The 18,177-nt window shown below is 25.6% G+C and carries 19 protein-coding genes and 1 other RNA gene; 3 read left to right on the plus strand and 17 right to left on the minus strand.

Features of this window, described 5'->3' with window-relative positions; genetic code table 11:
- Nucleotides 1-20: 20 nt before the first annotated feature.
- Nucleotides 21-710, plus strand: coding sequence for an MgtC/SapB family protein (locus AC4FQ1_RS06070; RefSeq protein ID WP_303129358.1), 690 nt, complete (start codon nucleotides 21-23; stop codon nucleotides 708-710).
- Nucleotides 711-738: 28 nt separating this feature from the next.
- Here AC4FQ1_RS06070 and AC4FQ1_RS06075 read toward each other — a convergent pair whose 3' ends face one another.
- From AC4FQ1_RS06075 to AC4FQ1_RS06085, 3 genes are all read right to left on the minus strand, one after another.
- Complete coding sequence (locus AC4FQ1_RS06075; protein WP_491169229.1) at nucleotides 739-2,352, minus strand: putative polysaccharide biosynthesis protein; 1,614 nt, start codon at nucleotides 2,350-2,352, stop codon at nucleotides 739-741.
- Between the two features lie 293 nt (nucleotides 2,353-2,645).
- The gene (locus AC4FQ1_RS06080) at nucleotides 2,646-3,677 is read right to left on the minus strand and encodes a pyruvate kinase (protein WP_491169230.1); all 1,032 of its coding nucleotides are present in this window, start codon (nucleotides 3,675-3,677) and stop codon (nucleotides 2,646-2,648) included.
- Nucleotides 3,678-3,842: 165 nt separating this feature from the next.
- Complete coding sequence (locus tag AC4FQ1_RS06085; protein ID WP_491169231.1) at nucleotides 3,843-4,292, minus strand: N-acetylmuramoyl-L-alanine amidase CwlD; 450 nt, start codon at nucleotides 4,290-4,292, stop codon at nucleotides 3,843-3,845.
- 135 nt (nucleotides 4,293-4,427) lie between these two features.
- Here AC4FQ1_RS06085 and AC4FQ1_RS06090 point away from each other — a divergent pair, with 135 nt between their 5' ends.
- Entirely contained in the window at nucleotides 4,428-4,925 is a 498-nt protein-coding gene (locus tag AC4FQ1_RS06090) for a DUF4883 family protein (RefSeq protein ID WP_491169232.1), read from the plus strand.
- Between the two features lie 32 nt (nucleotides 4,926-4,957).
- Here the strand turns inward: AC4FQ1_RS06090 and folK are convergent, their stop codons facing one another.
- The 7 genes from folK to AC4FQ1_RS06125 are packed head-to-tail and all read right to left on the minus strand — an operon-like array spanning nucleotide 4,958 to nucleotide 10,308.
- Entirely contained in the window at nucleotides 4,958-5,767 is an 810-nt protein-coding gene (gene folK / locus AC4FQ1_RS06095; protein ID WP_491169233.1) for a 2-amino-4-hydroxy-6-hydroxymethyldihydropteridine diphosphokinase, read from the minus strand.
- A gap of 15 nt (nucleotides 5,768-5,782) precedes the next feature.
- Nucleotides 5,783-6,592 carry a dihydropteroate synthase gene (folP, locus tag AC4FQ1_RS06100; protein ID WP_491169234.1) on the minus strand — a complete coding sequence of 270 codons (810 nt, stop codon included), beginning with the start codon at nucleotides 6,590-6,592 and terminating at the stop codon, nucleotides 5,783-5,785.
- Nucleotides 6,593-6,611: 19 nt separating this feature from the next.
- Nucleotides 6,612-7,088, minus strand: coding sequence for an HD domain-containing protein (locus tag AC4FQ1_RS06105; protein ID WP_491169235.1), 477 nt, complete (start codon nucleotides 7,086-7,088; stop codon nucleotides 6,612-6,614).
- A 10-nt stretch (nucleotides 7,089-7,098) separates the two neighbouring features.
- Entirely contained in the window at nucleotides 7,099-7,650 is a 552-nt protein-coding gene (folE, locus tag AC4FQ1_RS06110) for a GTP cyclohydrolase I FolE (protein ID WP_303129346.1), read from the minus strand.
- 21 nt (nucleotides 7,651-7,671) lie between these two features.
- Nucleotides 7,672-8,418: an aminotransferase class IV gene (locus tag AC4FQ1_RS06115; RefSeq protein ID WP_491169236.1), complete on the minus strand. Its 747-nt coding sequence runs from the start codon at nucleotides 8,416-8,418 to the stop codon at nucleotides 7,672-7,674.
- On the minus strand, nucleotides 8,415-9,728 hold the full coding sequence (pabB, locus tag AC4FQ1_RS06120) for an aminodeoxychorismate synthase component I (RefSeq protein WP_491169237.1): 1,314 nt from the start codon (nucleotides 9,726-9,728) through the stop codon (nucleotides 8,415-8,417). Before pabB ends, AC4FQ1_RS06115 begins: the two co-directional genes overlap by 4 nt.
- 1 nt (nucleotide 9,729) lies before the next feature.
- On the minus strand, nucleotides 9,730-10,308 hold the full coding sequence (locus AC4FQ1_RS06125) for an anthranilate synthase component II (RefSeq protein ID WP_491169238.1): 579 nt from the start codon (nucleotides 10,306-10,308) through the stop codon (nucleotides 9,730-9,732).
- Between the two features lie 135 nt (nucleotides 10,309-10,443).
- On the opposite strand from AC4FQ1_RS06125, the gene AC4FQ1_RS06130 reads away from it, so the two are divergent.
- Nucleotides 10,444-11,277, plus strand: coding sequence for a PHP domain-containing protein (locus AC4FQ1_RS06130; protein ID WP_491169239.1), 834 nt, complete (start codon nucleotides 10,444-10,446; stop codon nucleotides 11,275-11,277).
- 182 nt (nucleotides 11,278-11,459) lie between these two features.
- On the opposite strand, the gene AC4FQ1_RS06135 is transcribed toward AC4FQ1_RS06130, so the two are convergent.
- The 7 genes from AC4FQ1_RS06135 to helD form a co-directional block, all read right to left on the minus strand.
- On the minus strand, nucleotides 11,460-12,836 hold the full coding sequence (locus AC4FQ1_RS06135) for an aminopeptidase (protein ID WP_491169240.1): 1,377 nt from the start codon (nucleotides 12,834-12,836) through the stop codon (nucleotides 11,460-11,462).
- 71 nt (nucleotides 12,837-12,907) lie between these two features.
- Nucleotides 12,908-13,816, minus strand: a complete 909-nt coding sequence (hprK, locus tag AC4FQ1_RS06140) for an HPr(Ser) kinase/phosphatase (protein WP_303129385.1) — start codon at nucleotides 13,814-13,816, stop codon at nucleotides 12,908-12,910.
- A gap of 12 nt (nucleotides 13,817-13,828) precedes the next feature.
- Nucleotides 13,829-14,020, minus strand: a complete 192-nt coding sequence (locus AC4FQ1_RS06145) for a DUF896 domain-containing protein (protein ID WP_491148163.1) — start codon at nucleotides 14,018-14,020, stop codon at nucleotides 13,829-13,831.
- A 639-nt stretch (nucleotides 14,021-14,659) separates the two neighbouring features.
- Nucleotides 14,660-14,856, minus strand: a non-coding RNA gene (ssrS, locus tag AC4FQ1_RS06150) — 6S RNA.
- A gap of 73 nt (nucleotides 14,857-14,929) precedes the next feature.
- Nucleotides 14,930-15,325, minus strand: coding sequence for a hypothetical protein (locus AC4FQ1_RS06155; protein WP_491169241.1), 396 nt, complete (start codon nucleotides 15,323-15,325; stop codon nucleotides 14,930-14,932).
- Between the two features lie 17 nt (nucleotides 15,326-15,342).
- A complete protein-coding gene (locus AC4FQ1_RS06160; RefSeq protein WP_303129333.1) occupies nucleotides 15,343-15,585 on the minus strand; it encodes a DUF1292 domain-containing protein in 243 nt (80 codons plus the stop codon).
- Between the two features lie 130 nt (nucleotides 15,586-15,715).
- The gene (gene helD, locus AC4FQ1_RS06165; RefSeq protein ID WP_491169242.1) at nucleotides 15,716-18,007 is read right to left on the minus strand and encodes an RNA polymerase recycling motor HelD; all 2,292 of its coding nucleotides are present in this window, start codon (nucleotides 18,005-18,007) and stop codon (nucleotides 15,716-15,718) included.
- Between the last annotated feature and the right edge of the window lie 170 nt (nucleotides 18,008-18,177).

Genomic DNA, 18,177 nt, shown 5'->3' on the forward strand with positions numbered 1-18,177 from the left:
ATATTTCAAGGAGTGGTTACATGACAGTTTTAGACTTTACAATAAGAATATTAGTAGCTATAGTTTTAGGTTTTATTATAGGATTAGAAAGACAATATAGGCAAACTATTGCTGGAGGTATAAGAACAAATGTATTAGTATGTGTTGGCGCTTGCCTATTTGTAATGTATTCTTATATTGCAGTTGGTGTTGATAATCATCGTATTGCTGGACAGGTTGTAACTGGAGTTGGTTTTTTAGGTGGAGGAGTTATTTTAAGAGATGGCTTTAATATTAGAGGATTAAATACAGCAGCAACACTTTGGTGTACAGCGGCAGTTGGTATTCTTACAAGCACAGGTAATTTAATATATGCTATTATATCAGCAATCGTAATAGTTTTATTAAATATAATTTTAAGACCAATTGCTAAAAAAATGTATCATGTAAAATCTTCTAATAATGATGGTGAATACTTGTATGGTATAAGTATAAAATGTCTTGAAAGCGAAGAATTTAACATTAGATCATTACTTATGCAAATGGTTAACGAAGAAAAAATATTTCTAAAAAAACTTGAAAGCATAGAAATTGAAAATGAAAGCAAGGTCAGAGTTAAAGCTGAAATTATGAGTATGTCAAAAAGTGATATGATAATGGAGCGAATTATAGGTGTTTTAAGTTTAGAACACGGTGTTGCTTCAATAGGTTGGAATGTATTAAATGATTAAAAATAAGCCAAAATAATTTGGCTTATTTTTATTTTAATTTTTTTATAATAAAATTAGGTATAAATTTATAAAATCTACTTGGAATAAATACTAAATCTGATTTTTTTATGCCTCCTATTGATACCATAAAAAAAATATATATAAAAAATCCTACACAAACTAGTATTATTGTATATAAAATAATAAATTCAAAATTATATACTATAAATACTTTTTCTAACATCTTAATAGTCTCTTTTAATACCATTATTGTAATTGCCATAACAATTGATGCTCCTGTAGGTTTAACACACATTTTAATTAGAGGAACTTTATAATTTATACTTTTATAAATTATCTTATTATTTATAATTACTGGAATAAAGAAACATAGAAAATTTCCTATTAAAACCCCTAAAATATTTATTGATGTAATTCCAACAAAAATATAGTTTGCTATAATCTTTAATACTATTCCTGTAGCAAAAGACAAAATCATTAAATAAAATTTACTTATTCCTTGAAGTATCACACTTTGGAGTTGAGCAATAGATATAAATACTAATATAAATGAACCATAAAGCATTATATAAGAATGATTGTCTCCTTTAAATAATATTTCATAAATATCTTTATGTAATATAGCTAATCCAACAGCTGATGGTATAATTAATAAAAGAACTAATCTAAATGAAAAATTAATAATATTTATTATTAATTTTTTATCTCTTAATGCAAACGCTTTTGATACCTGTGGTAATACAATCGTAGTAAGTGCTGTAACTATTATAAGAGGTACACCAATTAAAGTTTTATAATAACTTAGTGATCCATACAAAGCGTCAGATTGAGCATTTGTAAATCCAGCATATATAAGTCTCCTCCCTACATTAATCATATCAATTAAACTACCTAAATTCTGTATACCAGCACTTAATGTTATAGGAAATGCATAACTAAATAATTTTCTTAATATAATTTTTGATGTAACTTCCTTTTGTTCTTTACTTTGTCTAAAAAGCCTTTCATCTTCTTTATTTTTATTATAAAAATAAACCAAATAGAAAATAGAAATCAAAGCCCCAACAGAAGTTCCAATAGTTCCTCCAGCTGCTCCCATTTGCAAACTTAATTTTGATAAAATATATGCACATAACAAACTTATAACTACATTTAAAATTTGCTCTATCATTTGTGAAATAGCAATAGATGACATTTCATTTTTCCCTTGAAAGTAACCTCTATATGCAGATAATATAGATGTAAAAAATATACTTGGAGCTAAAAACATTATGGCATATCTTGAATTTACTATATTCCCAAATTCAGTTATAGGATAAGTTAAAGATATAAGTAAAATCATAAGACTTAAACCTATAAAACCGTAAACTAACCTTGAAATTTTTAATGTTGTCTCTACAGCATTTTTATTATCTATAGCCATAAACTCTGCTACAACCTTTGCAACTGCCGGCTGACATCCCATACTTGTAATAGCATAAACAAACATAAATACATCATAACTTCTAGAATACATTCCCATTCCTTGTACTCCAATAATTCTGCTTAATAAAGGAGTATTGAATACTGCTAAAATTTTCGCAAATATTCCTGCAAAGGATAATATAATAAACCCCTTAGCTGACGATATTTCTTTCTTCATATATAATCCCCCAAATAATTTAACAATTATTTTAATTATATATAAATCATTAGCAAATGGTGATTTATTTTTTAAAAGTTTTTATAATTTTTATATTATTTAAATTATATTTATTAATATTACTTATATAATTTTAGTTTTAATAAAAAAATACTCCCCTTTAAAAGAGAAGCTTAAAAAATTAAATTAATTTTTTTATGACTGTATAAATTAAAAATAACATGCCTGCACCAAGTATAATCCAGGCCCCTTGAAGTAGTTTTGTATTAATATTATTGCCACCTTTTTCACTTTTACTCATAATTAAAATTCCTTTTATACCTTTCTAAAATTTCCAATAAAAATTTAACTGTCTTTATCGGTGCTTTTCCTACTGATGTTTCACCAGATAATAAAAATCCATTAGCTCCATTTTTCATTAAATTATATAAACAATCTACTTCTGCAAGTTCAGATGACTTTCCTTGTTTCATACTATTTAATATATGTGTTCCTATTATAAGTTCACCATTATAATCTTTTAATAACTTAAATACTTTATCTTGATATATTGGTACTTCTATAAGGCCACTTTCTGGAACTAAATCACCTCTACCAATTATTATTCCATTAACCACTTTTGAAATATTAACACAATTATCTATACCTTTTGGTGTTTCTAACTTTGAAAATAACTTTATTTTATTATCTATATTTAACTCATTTATATAATTTTTAATATTCATTACATCAGTTATATTTTCAACAAAAGATTGACTTATTATATCCACTGAATTTTCTATTGCCCAGTTAATTGCTATTTTATCTTTATCAGTTAAACCAATATTTTCTCTATTAAGATTTTTAATATTACAACCCTTACCCGCTCTTACTATACCACCACGTTTAACTTTAACATGAACCCCTGAATTATCTATATTTAATATTTTAAATTTCATAGTTCCATCTTTCATTGAAATACAATTAATATTCTTATTTATAAGAAACTCATTGTTTATATTTAATGGAATAATCCTTCTTTTTCCTCTTTTTATAGAGTATCCTTCATTTACATATGTATCTTCTCCACAAAATATTAATTCTTCTCCGTTATAAATTTTATATATATATGGTAAACTATCTGAAATCCTTATTTTACTTCCAGGCAAATCTACCATTATTTCTACCTTATCATCTATATTTTTTATAATCTTATATTTTTCATTAAAATCATTTATTGAACCATGAGAAAAGTTAAATCTAAATGTATTTATTCCGCTTTCTATAATTTCTTTTATTACCCATGCTTCCTTTATACTTGGACCTAAAGTTGCTATTATTCTCATATACTTCCCCCAAAATATTAGATATATTTTTTTCTCTTTTTATACTGTTTCATTTTTCATTTATGTTTTAAACTAGTGTTGATTTTAATATAATACTTTCAAAATTAAATAATTTATAGCTCATATTAAAATCAACATTCACTTAAAACATATTTAAAGTTAATATTAAAAATATTTATCTTTTATGCATTCTATGCAATAAAGTATACTTTTTATTAATTCATCTTTTTGTATTTTTTTATTATCTGTATTTAACTTTATAATTACAGTAGGAGCCTTTATATTTTTTATTAAATAAAACTCTTCACCTTTATTAATTCTTAAATTGTTAATACCAAATTTATTTAATAATTTTATAAATTTAATTGAAAAATATTTTGACAAAGTATTATTTTTATAATAAACATGAATATTATTTTGATTACTTTGAGTTTTAATTAATAAAAAAAAATCTAATTTTGCTGAGTTTGCTAATATAGCTTTTTTAAAAACTTCTTGACCTATAGATTCACACTTATCTAAAGACATATTTACTACATAATATCCTTCGTTTTTTAGTTCATTAATTACTGCCCTGGAAATATCAACATTATCTATATCTATACCAACTTTCATAAAAATACCTCCAAGGATTAAAATTTATTATATTATATTCAGTAAATTATAAAATGTTCTAAATTTACATAGATTAGAATAAGTTATTAAAGAATATAATTTCAAACTTATTTATAAAGATAAGGAGGTATTTTTTTGTTAAAACCTTTTAAATTTATGTTATTGTTTTTAAGTTTACTACTATTACAAGGTTGTACTTATAATTTTTCTCCAAGGTATTTTCATTTTGAAGAAAATGAAAGTAAAAATTATTATTATAATCAAATAAAAGAAAAACTATCTAATGGAGAAAAATATACTTTACAAGTTTTTGATACAAATATTTATAAATATTTTTCAGTAGATGAAGAGGATACTATAGTTCTTAAAAATTTTATTGATTCTTTAGATAATAGTAACTTCCTAGAAGAAGAAACTGATGATTTTAAATCAAAAGAAAAATTTAAATTAATAATTAATTTTGACGATTCTAATGAAGGAGAAAATAAATACATTTTTAAAATATATAATAAAACTTTTGCTAAGTTATATCCATTTGATGGTAGAATCAGTGAAGATATAATTAGCATGGATAACCTTCCAATTCATTATAATTTATATGATTTTTGCTCATATATTCAAAATAAAAAATAAGATGCAAAGAGTTACCTCATTGCATCTTATTTTTATAATTCTTCAATCATTTTAAATATTCTTTTTTTAGTTAATGGATGAACTTTATTTGGTGCTATTTCTAAAAGAGGTTTAAGAACAAATTCTCTATCTTCCATTCTTGGATGTGGAATTGTTATATATTCATCATCAGTTACTAAATCGTCATAAAAAATAATATCTAAATCTATTATTCTTGGTCCCCATTTAACTATTCTCTCTCTTTTCATAGTCTTTTCTATATTTAATAATACTTCCATAAGTTCTCTTGGAGAAAGTACAGTTTTTATTTTAATAGCTCCATTTAAAAATTCATCTTGCTCTTTAAGTCCCCATGGCTCAGTTTTTATAAAACTTGAAACTTTATCTATAATAATTCCTTTTATATCTTCTAAATTATTAATTGCTTCTATTAAATTTTTTTCTTTATCACCTATATTACTTCCAATTGAAATATAAGCCTCGTGCCATCCTCTATTAATTTCAATAGCTGCATAGCTTAAATGTCTACCAATAGGTGCCCAAGGTTTTTTAACCTTAACCTTTGCATTTTTAATCATTCTATATTTTAATAATATATGTTCACAAACCTTTTCTCCAACAGTTTCTATTAAATCATAACTTTTTTCTGAAACTATTTTCTCAATTTCATAAACAAGTTCTCCATAATGAACTGAAGAATTTAAATCTCCTGTTTTTCCTGCTACAGAAAGATCTAATTCAAGTTCTATATCAAATATAAATTTTTGCCCTAATCTTTTTTCTTCTTCAAATACTCCATGATTTGCAAATATCTCTACATCCTTCAAGTATATTTTATCCATATAAATTCCTCTTTTCTATTTTGCCTTAACTATAGCATCAGTCATTATGCAAGCTCTTTTATTTTCTAATACATCATGAACCCTAATAAACTCGCATCCTTTCATAATACCAATTACAGTTGTAGCAATAGTTCCCTCAACCCTTTGATCCTTAGGCAAATTTAAAGTTAATCCTATCATAGATTTTCTTGATGTTGCTAAAAGAACTGGATATCCCATATCTTTTATTTTTTCTAAATTATTCATAACTACTAAATTATCTTCTAAAGTTTTTGCAAAGCCTATACCTGGATCTAATATTATTTTTTCATCCTTAACACCAGCACTTTTTGCAATTTCTATACTTTCATTTAAATCTTCTATCATATCTTTCATTATATTTTTGTAATTTGTATTTTCTCTATTATGCATTAAAATACAAGGGACATCATATTTAACTGCAACATTTGCCATGTTTTTATCTCTTTTAAATCCCCATACATCATTTATTATATCTGCACCAGCTTTTATTGCAGCTTCTGCTGTTTCACTTTTATATGTATCTATTGATATTGGAATATCAAATTTTTCTTTTATTGCCTTTATTACAGGAACAACTCTTTTTATCTCTTCTTCTACACCAACAAATTTTGCATCAGGTCTTGTTGATTCTCCACCAATATCTATAATATCTGCACCATCATTTATTAATTTTTCTGTTTGCTTAAGTGCAGCTTCTATACTATTAAATTTTCCTCCATCAGAAAAAGAATCCGGAGTAACATTTAATATTCCTATAATATATGTTCTTTCACCTAAATTAAACTCTCTATTTCCAAGCCTCAATTTATATCACTCCTAAGTCTTAATATTTTATAATATGATTCTTCTTTTCATAATTCCAATAACATTTATTATAAGCTTTGCAATTATAACAGTTTCTAGATAACTTATCACTTATTTGTATTATTTTTTGAAAATCACTTTTTGCTAAATCTTCTCTATGTTCTTTTATAGCGTCAATTATAATATTTTTTTCTTCTTCGCTAAATGATGTATCTTTTAATATTTCTCTACTTATTATTACACTTCCTTCATGATGAGGTATACCTTCTTTATATTGAAGAACTCGTCCTATATCATGTAATAATGCTACTGCGTATATAATTTCTTTTGAAATATTTAAATTTTCTTCAAGTATTTTTATATATGCAATTCTTGCTACATCTAAACTATGTTCCATATCATGCTTACAGAATTCTCTTTTTTCTTCCAGTTTTTCTAGTTCTTTTATAGATTTTTTAAATAAATCATTACTTAATATCTCATTTACTTTATCCATTAAAGTACCTCTATTTCATAAGTGAAAGAGCTTCGCTTCTAAGTGCCCTATCTTCTTTAAACATTCCTCTATATGAAGTTGTTATAGTTTTAGTACCTGGCTTTTTAACACCTCTCATTGTCATACAAGTATGCTCGCCTTCAATCATTACAATAACACCTTTAGCATCTAAATATTTCATTATATCATCTGCCACTTCTGAAGTTAGTTTTTCTTGAAGCTGTGGTTTCTTTGAATGTATATCAATAGTTCTTGCAAGTTTTGAAAGCCCTGCAACTTTACCATTTGGTATATATGCTATATGTGCTTTCCCAAAAAACGGAACTAAGTGATGTTCACACATTGAATAAAATACTATATCTTTTTCTATAACTAAATCATCATTTTCAACTGTAAATGATTTTTCTAAATATTCTTTTCCATCTTTATTTAATCCTGAAAATATTTCCTCATACATTCTATATACTCTATCTGGTGTCTCTAATAATCCCTCTCTATTTGGGTCCTCCCCTATACCTTCTAATATAAGTTTTACCCCTTCAATTATCTTTTCTTTATTCATAAAATACCTTCGCCCCCATTATTATAAAATTTCACTTTTGTATTTATCACTTATTATATCTATAAATTTATTTTTATCAAAGTTAAAATTATCTATTCTATTAACTTTTATTATTCCAACTAAACTATTAGTTAAAAATATTTCATCCATACCTATTAACATTTCTAAATTTATGTTTTCTTCATAAACCTTGAAATTTTTAGTTATCCATTGTCTAACGGTACCATTTAAAAGACCATTTTTTAAATTAGGAGTATAAATTTTTTTATCTTTAATGCAAAATATATTTGCTACTGCTGTTTCACATAAAAATCCTTTTTCATTAAAAAATAATGCATCATCAAAACCATTTTCTATCGCTTTTCTCTTTTCAATTATATTTTCTATATAATTTACTGATTTTATTTTTGGCATTATAGATGTTGAATTTCTAAGTACATTAGATATTTTTAAACTTAATCCTTTTTTGTACATATCTTCTGTATATGTATTATTTCTTAATGTTATAATTATATTTTTTTCTGTAACTGTTATTTTTAAAGCTTTATTATTACATTTCAAACTTTTTATATAATCAAATATAACCTCTTCTTCTTTTAAAGATATTTCTTTTATATTTAAAACATTAAGTGCTTCTTTAAGTCTTTTCATATGAAATTCTAAAAATTTTGCTCCATTATTTATTAAGATTGTTTCAAATACTCCAGCACCAAAAAATATTCCGTTATCTATTTTTATATCTCCATCACCTATTATTATATTTCTCATTTAAGCACCTTCATTAAAGCCTTAGCTTTTTGAATAGTTTCTTCATACTCATCTTCTTCATTAGACTCATAGGTGATTCCACCACCAACTCCAAAATAAGCCTTATCATCTTTTTTTAATATAGTTCTTATTACTATGTTAAAATCACTATTTCCTCTTAAATCAAAATATCCTATAATTCCCGTATATAAATTTCTTTTAATTCCTTCAAGTTCTTCTATTATTTCCATTGCTCTTATCTTTGGTGCTCCAGTTATAGATCCACCTGGATAAGCTTCTCTTATACACTTAACAGCTGAATTTTCAGATTTTAAATTTCCCTCTATTGTTGAAACAAGATGAAATACTGTAGCATATTCCTCTATTTTAAATAGTTCACTTACAATTACAGAATTTTTATCACAAACCTTACTTAAATCATTTCTTTCTAAATCAACAATCATTAAAAGTTCTGCTTTATCCTTTTCACTATTCTCAAGCTCTTTTCTATAAAAATCATCTTCATTTTTATTTTTTCCCCTAGGTCTTGTTCCTTTTATAGGTCTAGTTATTACTCTTCCGTCTTTGATTTGTATAAATCTTTCAGGAGATGAACTTATAATTTGAAAGTCATTATAATTTAAATAAGCGGAAAACGGAGCCTTATTTATACTTCTTAAATGACTATAAATATCAAAAGAATCCTTTGTACAATGGCAATAAAACCTTTGAGTCATATTGGCTATATATATATCACCATCTACTATATAATCTTTCATTCTTTTCACAGCTTTTATATACTGTTCTTTAGTAAAATTTGAATAAAATTTATTATTACCTTCCATAAAAGATTTTTCTTCTATTTTACTTCCACCTAATATTTTTTCTTCAATTTCATTTATTGATTCTTCTTTATTTTCAATAGCCGTTATAAAACATTTATTATTTAATAAGTCAAAAATTATTATATTGTTATAAAGTATAAATCTCATATTAGGAATATTAAAATCTTCCTTTGAAGTGTTTGGTAACTTTTCTATAAGTCTTCCTGCATCATAAGATATGTATCCTATATATCCACAAATAAGTGGTATATCACTTTTAAAATTAATTTTTTTATCATTTATTCTTTTTTCTAATTCTAAAAATGGATCATTAAAAGTTTTAGGTTCAAATATTTCAAGGGGATTTAACCCTATAAAAGAATATTTTGATAAATTTTCATCTTCTTTTGAACTATCTAAAAACACACTATTTTTTTCATCTTTAAATAAATTATATATATCAAAAGGAGTAAGATTAGTTTTTATTTCTTTAATTTTAAAATCCAAACTATTTTCCCTCCTTACATATTTTTATAAAATTATTTAAAACCTCATATCCGTATTCAGTTAAAACTGCTTCTGGATGATATTGAACACCATATATTTTATAATGTTTATGTTTAATTCCCATAATAGCTCCATCTACAGCTCTTGCTGTTACTTCTAATTCTTCTGGTAAAGTTTCTTCATTTACAACTAGAGAATGATATCTAGTAACATTAAATTCCTTAGGAATATTTTTAAATATATTTTTCCCATCAGTAATTATTTTTGAAATTTTTCCATGCATTGGTCTTTTTCCTTTTATAATTTCACCACCAAAATACTCTCCTATACTTTGATGACCTAAACATATACCAAGTATAGGAAGATTCCCTTTAAATTTACCTATTATGTTAAGCACTTCCCCTGCATCTTTTGGTGCTTTAGGTCCAGGTGATATAACTATACCATTAGGATTTAAATTTTTAATTAAATCTTCATTTATTTCATCATTTCTAAAAACAAGTACCTCTTCATTTAACTCATTAAAATATCTAACTAAGTTATACACAAATGAATCATAATTATCTATCATTATCAACATATTATAACCACCATTTTTCATATTTTTTATTACATTTATACTATCATTATGCTACAATACTTATAATATTTATTTTAAATTATAACACAGCTTCTTATATGAAAAAATATTTTAGATTGAAGGGATTTGAAATTTATGAAAAGAACAGATTTTCATGTACATACTAATTTTTCTGACGGTATACTGAGTCCAAAAAATGTTATCGATAGAGCAAAAAAGAATAATGTTTCAATACTTGCAATAACTGATCACGATACTGTAGATGGAATTATTGAAGCAATATCTGTAGCTAATGATAAAGATATTAAACTAATTCCTGGAATAGAGCTTTCTTGTAATTATAATAATGAAAGTATTCACCTATTAGGATTTTTTAAAGATGATAGTTATAAATCTCAAGAATTATCAAATATATTAAATGAAATTAAAAATAGAAGAATTATAAGAGCAAAAAATATGATAGAAAAACTTAAAGAAAAATTTGACATAAATATAGATTTTAATAAAGTATCAGAATTAGGAGGAAATATAATAGCGAGACCTCATATTGCTAGAGCTATAATAGATGCTGGTTATCCATATACTCAAGATTATATTTTTGATAACTTTATAGGCAAAGATAAACCTGCTTATATTCCGACTACTAAAATTTCTTTAGAAGAAGGTATTGAAATACTTCATAAATTCAATGCCATAACAGTTTTAGCCCATCCTATATTAATTAAAAATACTCCATTAGAAGAATTTTTAAAATTTAAATTAGATGGAATCGAAGCAATATATTATTTAAATTCAAAAGAACAAGAAAAATATTTAATAAGTTTTGCTAAAAAAAATAATCTTTTAATAACATCTGGTTCTGATTGTCATGGGGATTTTATAAATGACGATCGTCACGGTGATATAGGTGATATGAAACTTTCAGAAGAAGATTTATCTAAATTTTTAAAAGCACTAAATTTTAATTAAATTAAATGAGCACCTACTCTTTATTCAAGATATAGATGCTCTTATTTAAATTAAGAGGTGCCTTTTAATAATTCTTTATCTTTTACTTCATTAATATATCTTATGATTAATTTTTAAATAATGAACTCATAAAATAAAAAAGGTACAAGTTATTTTTAATAACCTGTACCTTTTATTAAATTCTAAGCTTCTTTTAAGAAAGCTACATATCCTTTTTTAGTTTCAAATATATCAACCTTTGAAGCAATCTCCCATGGAGCATGCATATTTTGAAGTGCAACACCACAATCAATTACATTCATATTATATTGAGCTAAAATATAAGCGATTGTTCCACCGCCACCTTGATCTACCTTACCAAGTTCTGCTGTTTGGAATGATACATCATGTTTTTCCATAATTGCTCTAAGTTCCGCCATATACTCAGCATTTGCATCATTACATCCTGATTTTCCTCTAGCTCCTGTATATTTATTAAATACAATTCCTTTTCCAAAATACGCTGAATTTTTCTTTTCCATAACTGATGGATAATTTGGATCAAATGCAGCACTAACATCTGATGATAACATTTTTGAATTTGTTAAACATCTTCTTAATTTTATTTCTGAATAATCTCCAACTCTATCCATAACTTCAGCAACTATATTTTCAAAAAATCTTGATTGCATTCCTGTTGCTCCAATACTTCCAACCTCTTCTTTATCAACAAGTAAACATACACAAGTTTTATCTATCTTTTCTACCTCAGTTAATGCTAATAATGATGTATATGAACATACTCTATCATCATGTCCATAAGCCATAATCATACTTCTATCTAAACCATAATCTCTAGCTTTTCCTGCTGGAACAACTTCTATTTCTGCTGATAAAAAGTCTTCCTCTTCAAAATTATACTTTTCTTTAAGTATTTTTAAAATATTAGCTTTAACAGCATCCTTTTCTTCTCCTTTTAAAGGCATACTTCCTACTAATACATTTAAATCTTCTCCTTCAATTACATTTGAACCTTTCTTAGTCATTTGATCAGATGAAAGGTGAACTAAAAGATCAGAAATACCAACTACAGGATCATTTTCTTCTTCTCCAACTATTACATTTATTTTAGTTCCATCTTTTTTCACTACAACACCATGTAAAGCTAGTGGTAAAGTAACCCATTGGTACTTCTTAATTCCACCATAATAGTGAGTATCTAATAATGCTAAGTCTGTATCTTCATATAAAGGATTTTGTTTTAAGTCTAATCTAGGTGAATCAATATGTGCTCCTAGTATTTTAAGACCCTTTTCCATTTTCTCATTTCCTATTACAAATAATGCTAATGTTTTCCCCATATTATTAGCATATACCTTGTCTCCTGGTTTTAAAGTTTCATTTGAGCTTATTACATCTTCTAAATCTCTAAATCCATGTTCTTTTGCGATTCTTATTGATTCATCAACACATTCTCTTTCTGTTTTACATTTTGACATAAATTCTTTATATCCTTCATTGAATTCAAAAATTTCCTTTATGCCTTTTTCATCGTATTTTTCCCAAGCGTTTTTGCTCATTTTTAGTGCCTCCCTTTTTATTAACTTGCTTATATAATATTATTATCTAACAAATAGATTTAATACTAATCTTAATCACTAATTTCGCCCATTCTACTTTCAATTATATCTACTGGTGTTTCATTAGACATAAGTGCATACCTAAAGTTTACAGCCGCTGCTTCAATTATTACAGCAATATTTCTTCCTGGTCTTATTGGTACAGTTAGTTTTCTAACAGGAACACCAAGAATATCCATATATTCATAGTCAGTTCCAAGTCTATCATAATCTCCATCATTTTTCCAATGTTCAAAATGCATTACAAGTTTTATATCCTTTTGTTGAAGTATTGAACTTAAGCCATATAATGCTGATACATCAATAATTCCTATACCTCTAACTTCAAGCATTCCTATAGTTATCCTTGGTGATGATCCTATAAGCTCCCCATCGGTTTCTTTTATATCAACGGCATCATCTGTTACCAATCTATGACCTCTTTTTATAAGCTCAAGAGCAACTTCGCTTTTGCCAATTCCACTTTCACCAGTTATAAGTATACCAATTCCGTAAACGTCTACCAAAACTCCATGTAGTCTAGTTTCAGGTGCAAGTTTATCTGACATATATACTGTAAGTTTACTAATAAACTTAGTTGTAACTAAATTACTTCTTAAAACCCAAATATTTTGTTTTTGTGCATATTTTATAAGTTCTTCATGTGGTTCAATTCCCCTTGTTATAATTACACATTTCATATTAAAACTAAAATATTTTTTTAGTCTTTTTCTTCTTAGTTCAACTTGCATATCATCTAAGAAGCTCCACTCAGCTTTTCCAATAATTTGTATTCTCTCTGGAGTAAAATAATTATAGAAACCAGATAACTGAAGTCCAGGTCTATTTACATCACTTACACTTATTACCTCTTCTGGATTGCCTTCTACTAAAACCTCCAAATTAAAATCTTTAATTAACTTTTCAACAGTTACCGCCATCACAATCACCCTTTATTTCTTTTTCTTAGGCTCTATCCCACTAAGTTGAACCTTAAAATTAGCTTTAACACTATCTATATATCTTCTTCTTAACTTTTGTTGTAATTCTTTTTCGTCTTCTGTTAATCCTTCTTCTTTACTTTTTTTATATATTTCATTTATTTTCTCTATAACATCATCTATCTTCATTTCATCTACATTCATATCTTTAGTATTCATTAATTTAGTCACTCCTTGAAAACTTTTTATTTACACTTATGTTTATTTTACCTATAAATAACTGTTTAATCAACTTTAATAACTATTGATTTAAAGTTTTACACAACTTATTTACATTTTAATAAATATTTTATTTTTATTTTTCGACAAATTAAATTTTATTCACTTATATTAATCTATTTTATACTGATTTTATTCTATTTTTATAATATTTAATATATATTTTTGTAAATATTTGTACTTTTATTTTAATTTACTTATTTCCAATAACTGTTATAATATGACTATAAATACATTTATTTTACAGATGAGGTGTTGTTTATGACGGTAAAAAAGATAAAAAAAAGAATAAAATACAGAAAGTTTTTATTAAATCTACTACTAAAATTTATAAATCCTTCTAATAAACTTATTGTCATACTTTCTCAAAATTTAGACAAAGATATAAGCACATACCAATGTCTTCTTTATAAAATCCACAAAAGAAATTACAAAGTAAAAACCTTCAATAAACTAGCAGCTTAAAAACTTTTTTTAAAATAAATGGAGTTAAGATACTCCATTTATTTTAAAAAAGCACAAAAAAAAATACCTCAAAAGAGGTATTAATTTCTGTAATTATATAGCACCCCAACATGCCGTTTGCTTATATATTCAAAACCTGCTCCTCGCAGGTGGGTTCTGCTCATATTACCTCTCTGCCATCTTCCGTCATAATATGAAGCTAAATGCTTGAAGCCCGACATCAATAATAATATCGCAAATCCCGTATCTCATATGTAGGTTGAATACGATAAGCTTGGCGAACATCTCAGGTATGTTATGTTTTAATTATAGCACAATTTTTTTTGAATTCAAGTAGTTTTTATATATACTTAAAAACCCTTTAATTTATTATAAGTAATCGTTTAACACTTCTTCTAATTCCATATCAAAGTCATCTGTACAAAACGCAGCAATAAACTTTATGTAGTCATTATTATTTCCATCTATTTTTACTTCATGGAATACTCCTGAAATTTCTAATTCATCACTTACTTCTTCAATTATATTTTCTATATTATCTCTTGCTATATCTAATAAATATGGTATGTACCAATCTACTTTCCATTCATTACTATCTTCTTCTAAATCACTTTCTTCATTCGCATAAGCTCTAGCAGCATTAAGCTCTTCTCTATCAAAATCATAAAAAAATTCTAAAATAACTTTATCATCTTCTACTAATATTTCTTCAATTTCAGTTAATCCTTCTTGTTCTAATCTTTGTGATATTTCAAAAGCGTTCATTTATATTAACACTCTCCTTAGTATAAAAGCTTCTTATATTCTTTTTTTACAGCGATAAATTCTTTATCATCTTCTACAAGATTTAATTCCTCTTTATCATCTGTCTTGTCTATTCTAAATATAAATATATCTTCAGCTTCTTCCTCTACTGGTGTTAGTAGTAAATATTCTTTTTCATCAAGAAATATTCTTGCTACTGCTTCAAAATCAACTTTATTTCCATCTTCATCTTTAAAAGACATTATCTCTTTTTCTTCCATTAAATTATCCTCCTACTGTATATTCTTTTCTTATTATAAATACATTTTATTATAAACACAAACCTAATATAGGTAATTTTAAAAAAGAGTTAGATATTTTATATTCTAACTCTTTTTTATTTTAACCCATTTATTTTTTTATAAGATTTGTTATATTATCTAATTCTAATATATATTCTGTATGAAGTGCTCTAGTTAAAGAAACATATAATAATCTTTGATCTAGTGTACTATTTCCATCATAATTTTTATCACTTGGATTATAAATTATACTACAATCAAATTCTAATCCTTTAGTTAAATAAGATGGGATTATAATGTTATCAGATTTAGTTTCTTTTTCTTTTCCTTTTATCCTTTGAAACTTATTCTTACTTTTTTTCTTTAAAATCTTCTCAAGCTTTTCAGCTTCATTCGAATCTTTTGTTATTAAAGCAACAACGCTTTTTCCTTCTTGGTGAGTCTTTTTTATTATTTCATCTACTTTTTCAGAAATTTCTATATCATCTTTTACTTTTATTATTTTAGGCTCCATACCGTGTCTTAATACCGGTATAGAATCTTTAAGTCCTAAATTTTGAGCTTTTAATGCTTCTTTTGCAAAATCTATAATTTCTACTGTTGAACGATAACTTTGACTTAAACTTATAAAGGTAGCTTTACCTTTAAAAAGTCCTTCTGTTACATCTTCCCATTTCTTTAATCCTTTATAATAATATATGCCTTGTGCTAAATCTCCAACTAAAGTTAAAGAATTTCCTCGTGCTAATTCATTTACTAAATAAATTTGAAATGGACTATAATCTTGAGCTTCATCTACAACTATATGTTTAAACTTCTCAGAGTCATCTATTCCCTCTAATAAAACTCTTATATATAATATTGCTGCTAAATCATCTTCATCTACAAAACCAGCTTCATATCTTTCATTAAATTCTTTTTTCATAAAATCAGCAAGAACTTCTGGAATTTTATCATCTGTTGATATATCAAAAAGATCTTCGTCATTGAAAAATCCTTTATATATGTCAGTTGAGCTTATTCCTCTCCATGCCTTAAAATACTCATTTAATGCATTTTTTCCATTCTTTTTAATATTTTCTTTAACTTTATCTCTTTCATCATAAACTTGTATAAGTTTATTTCTTCTAGCTTCTGAATCCCCCTCTTCCATCTTTATATCTTTTATTTTTATATCCCAAGCTTTATCAACCTTTTGTATAACAGCTAATATTCTTTCCTTAAGTTTTAAACTTAAATATCTTTTTATTTCATCTTTTCTTTTATTTATTGGATATGCCTTTAAATCCTTTAAATATAATTTCATTATTTCTTTTCTTGTAAAAATAACTTGACCTGCAATTTCTATATCTTTTATATCTAATGCTTTGCTTTCTAATAAAGTAATATATCTATCAAGCATTACTTTAAAAGCTAATGATCCTCTAAGTTTTGCTGAATTTACTATTAACTTTTTCTTCTCTTCATCAGTTTCTTCCATAATGTTTTTTATTTTTTCATCTTTATTATATATTTTTCTTTTAATTTTAGCCTTTGATTTTACTAAATCTTCAAATGTACTCTGTTTTACTTCATGAGCACCAAGGTTTGGTAGTATTTCAGAAATATAATCTAAAAATAATTTATTTGGAGCAAGAACCAATATATCTTCTCCACTCATATTTTCTTTATATCTATATATTAAATAAGCAAGTCTATGAAGTGCTATTGTAGTTTTACCTGAACCTGCTGAACCTTGAACGATTATAGGAAGATTTCTTGGCCATCTTATTATCTCATTTTGTTCCTTTTGAATTGTAGCAACAACATCTTTAAGCTTTTTTCCTCTGCTTTCTTCAAGATTTATTTTAAGGAATTCATCAACAAGACCTTGACCTTCTTCACCATTTATCATTATTTCATTTATACTCTCGTCAAATACTCTCTCCAATTCACGTTCATCATTAAATAAAAACTTTCTTTTAAGAGATAACTCCCCATCTATTATTCCAGCTGGTGCCTTATAATATGCTTCTCCCCCAGTTCCACTATAATAAAGATCTGCAACTGGTGCTCTCCAATCTACTACAATTTCATCTCCAGTTTCAGAGCTATTTATCCCATGTTTTCCTATATATATCTGTTCTACATCAGCTGATCTCTTTTCTCTAAAATCAACTCTACCAAAATATGGTGTATTATAAGCTTCCTCATATTTTTCTATATCTTTTTTAGCTAGATTTAAAGCCTTTTCTGTAGTATCCTTCTCTGCATTATACTTTCCCTTTAATGCTTTACTAAGCTCTGTAAACTTCTTGTTTACACCTTCTATATATTCTTCTTTTTGTTTTAGCTCCTCATCTATTAATTTTCTTTTTTCTATTAAGATATTTCTTTCTTCATCTAAAATAATATTACTCAAAATAACTACCTCATACTAAATTTTATTTACTAAAAAAGTATCAATATTCATTATATACTTAATCATAGATAATTTTAAAGTAAATTTATTATCGTCTTCCAAATTTAACAAAAAACTAATCTTAATATATACTTTCTTATATTTAATTGTATTAATAAGAAAAATACTTT

The organism is Clostridium sp. TJA020, assembly GCF_058310295.1.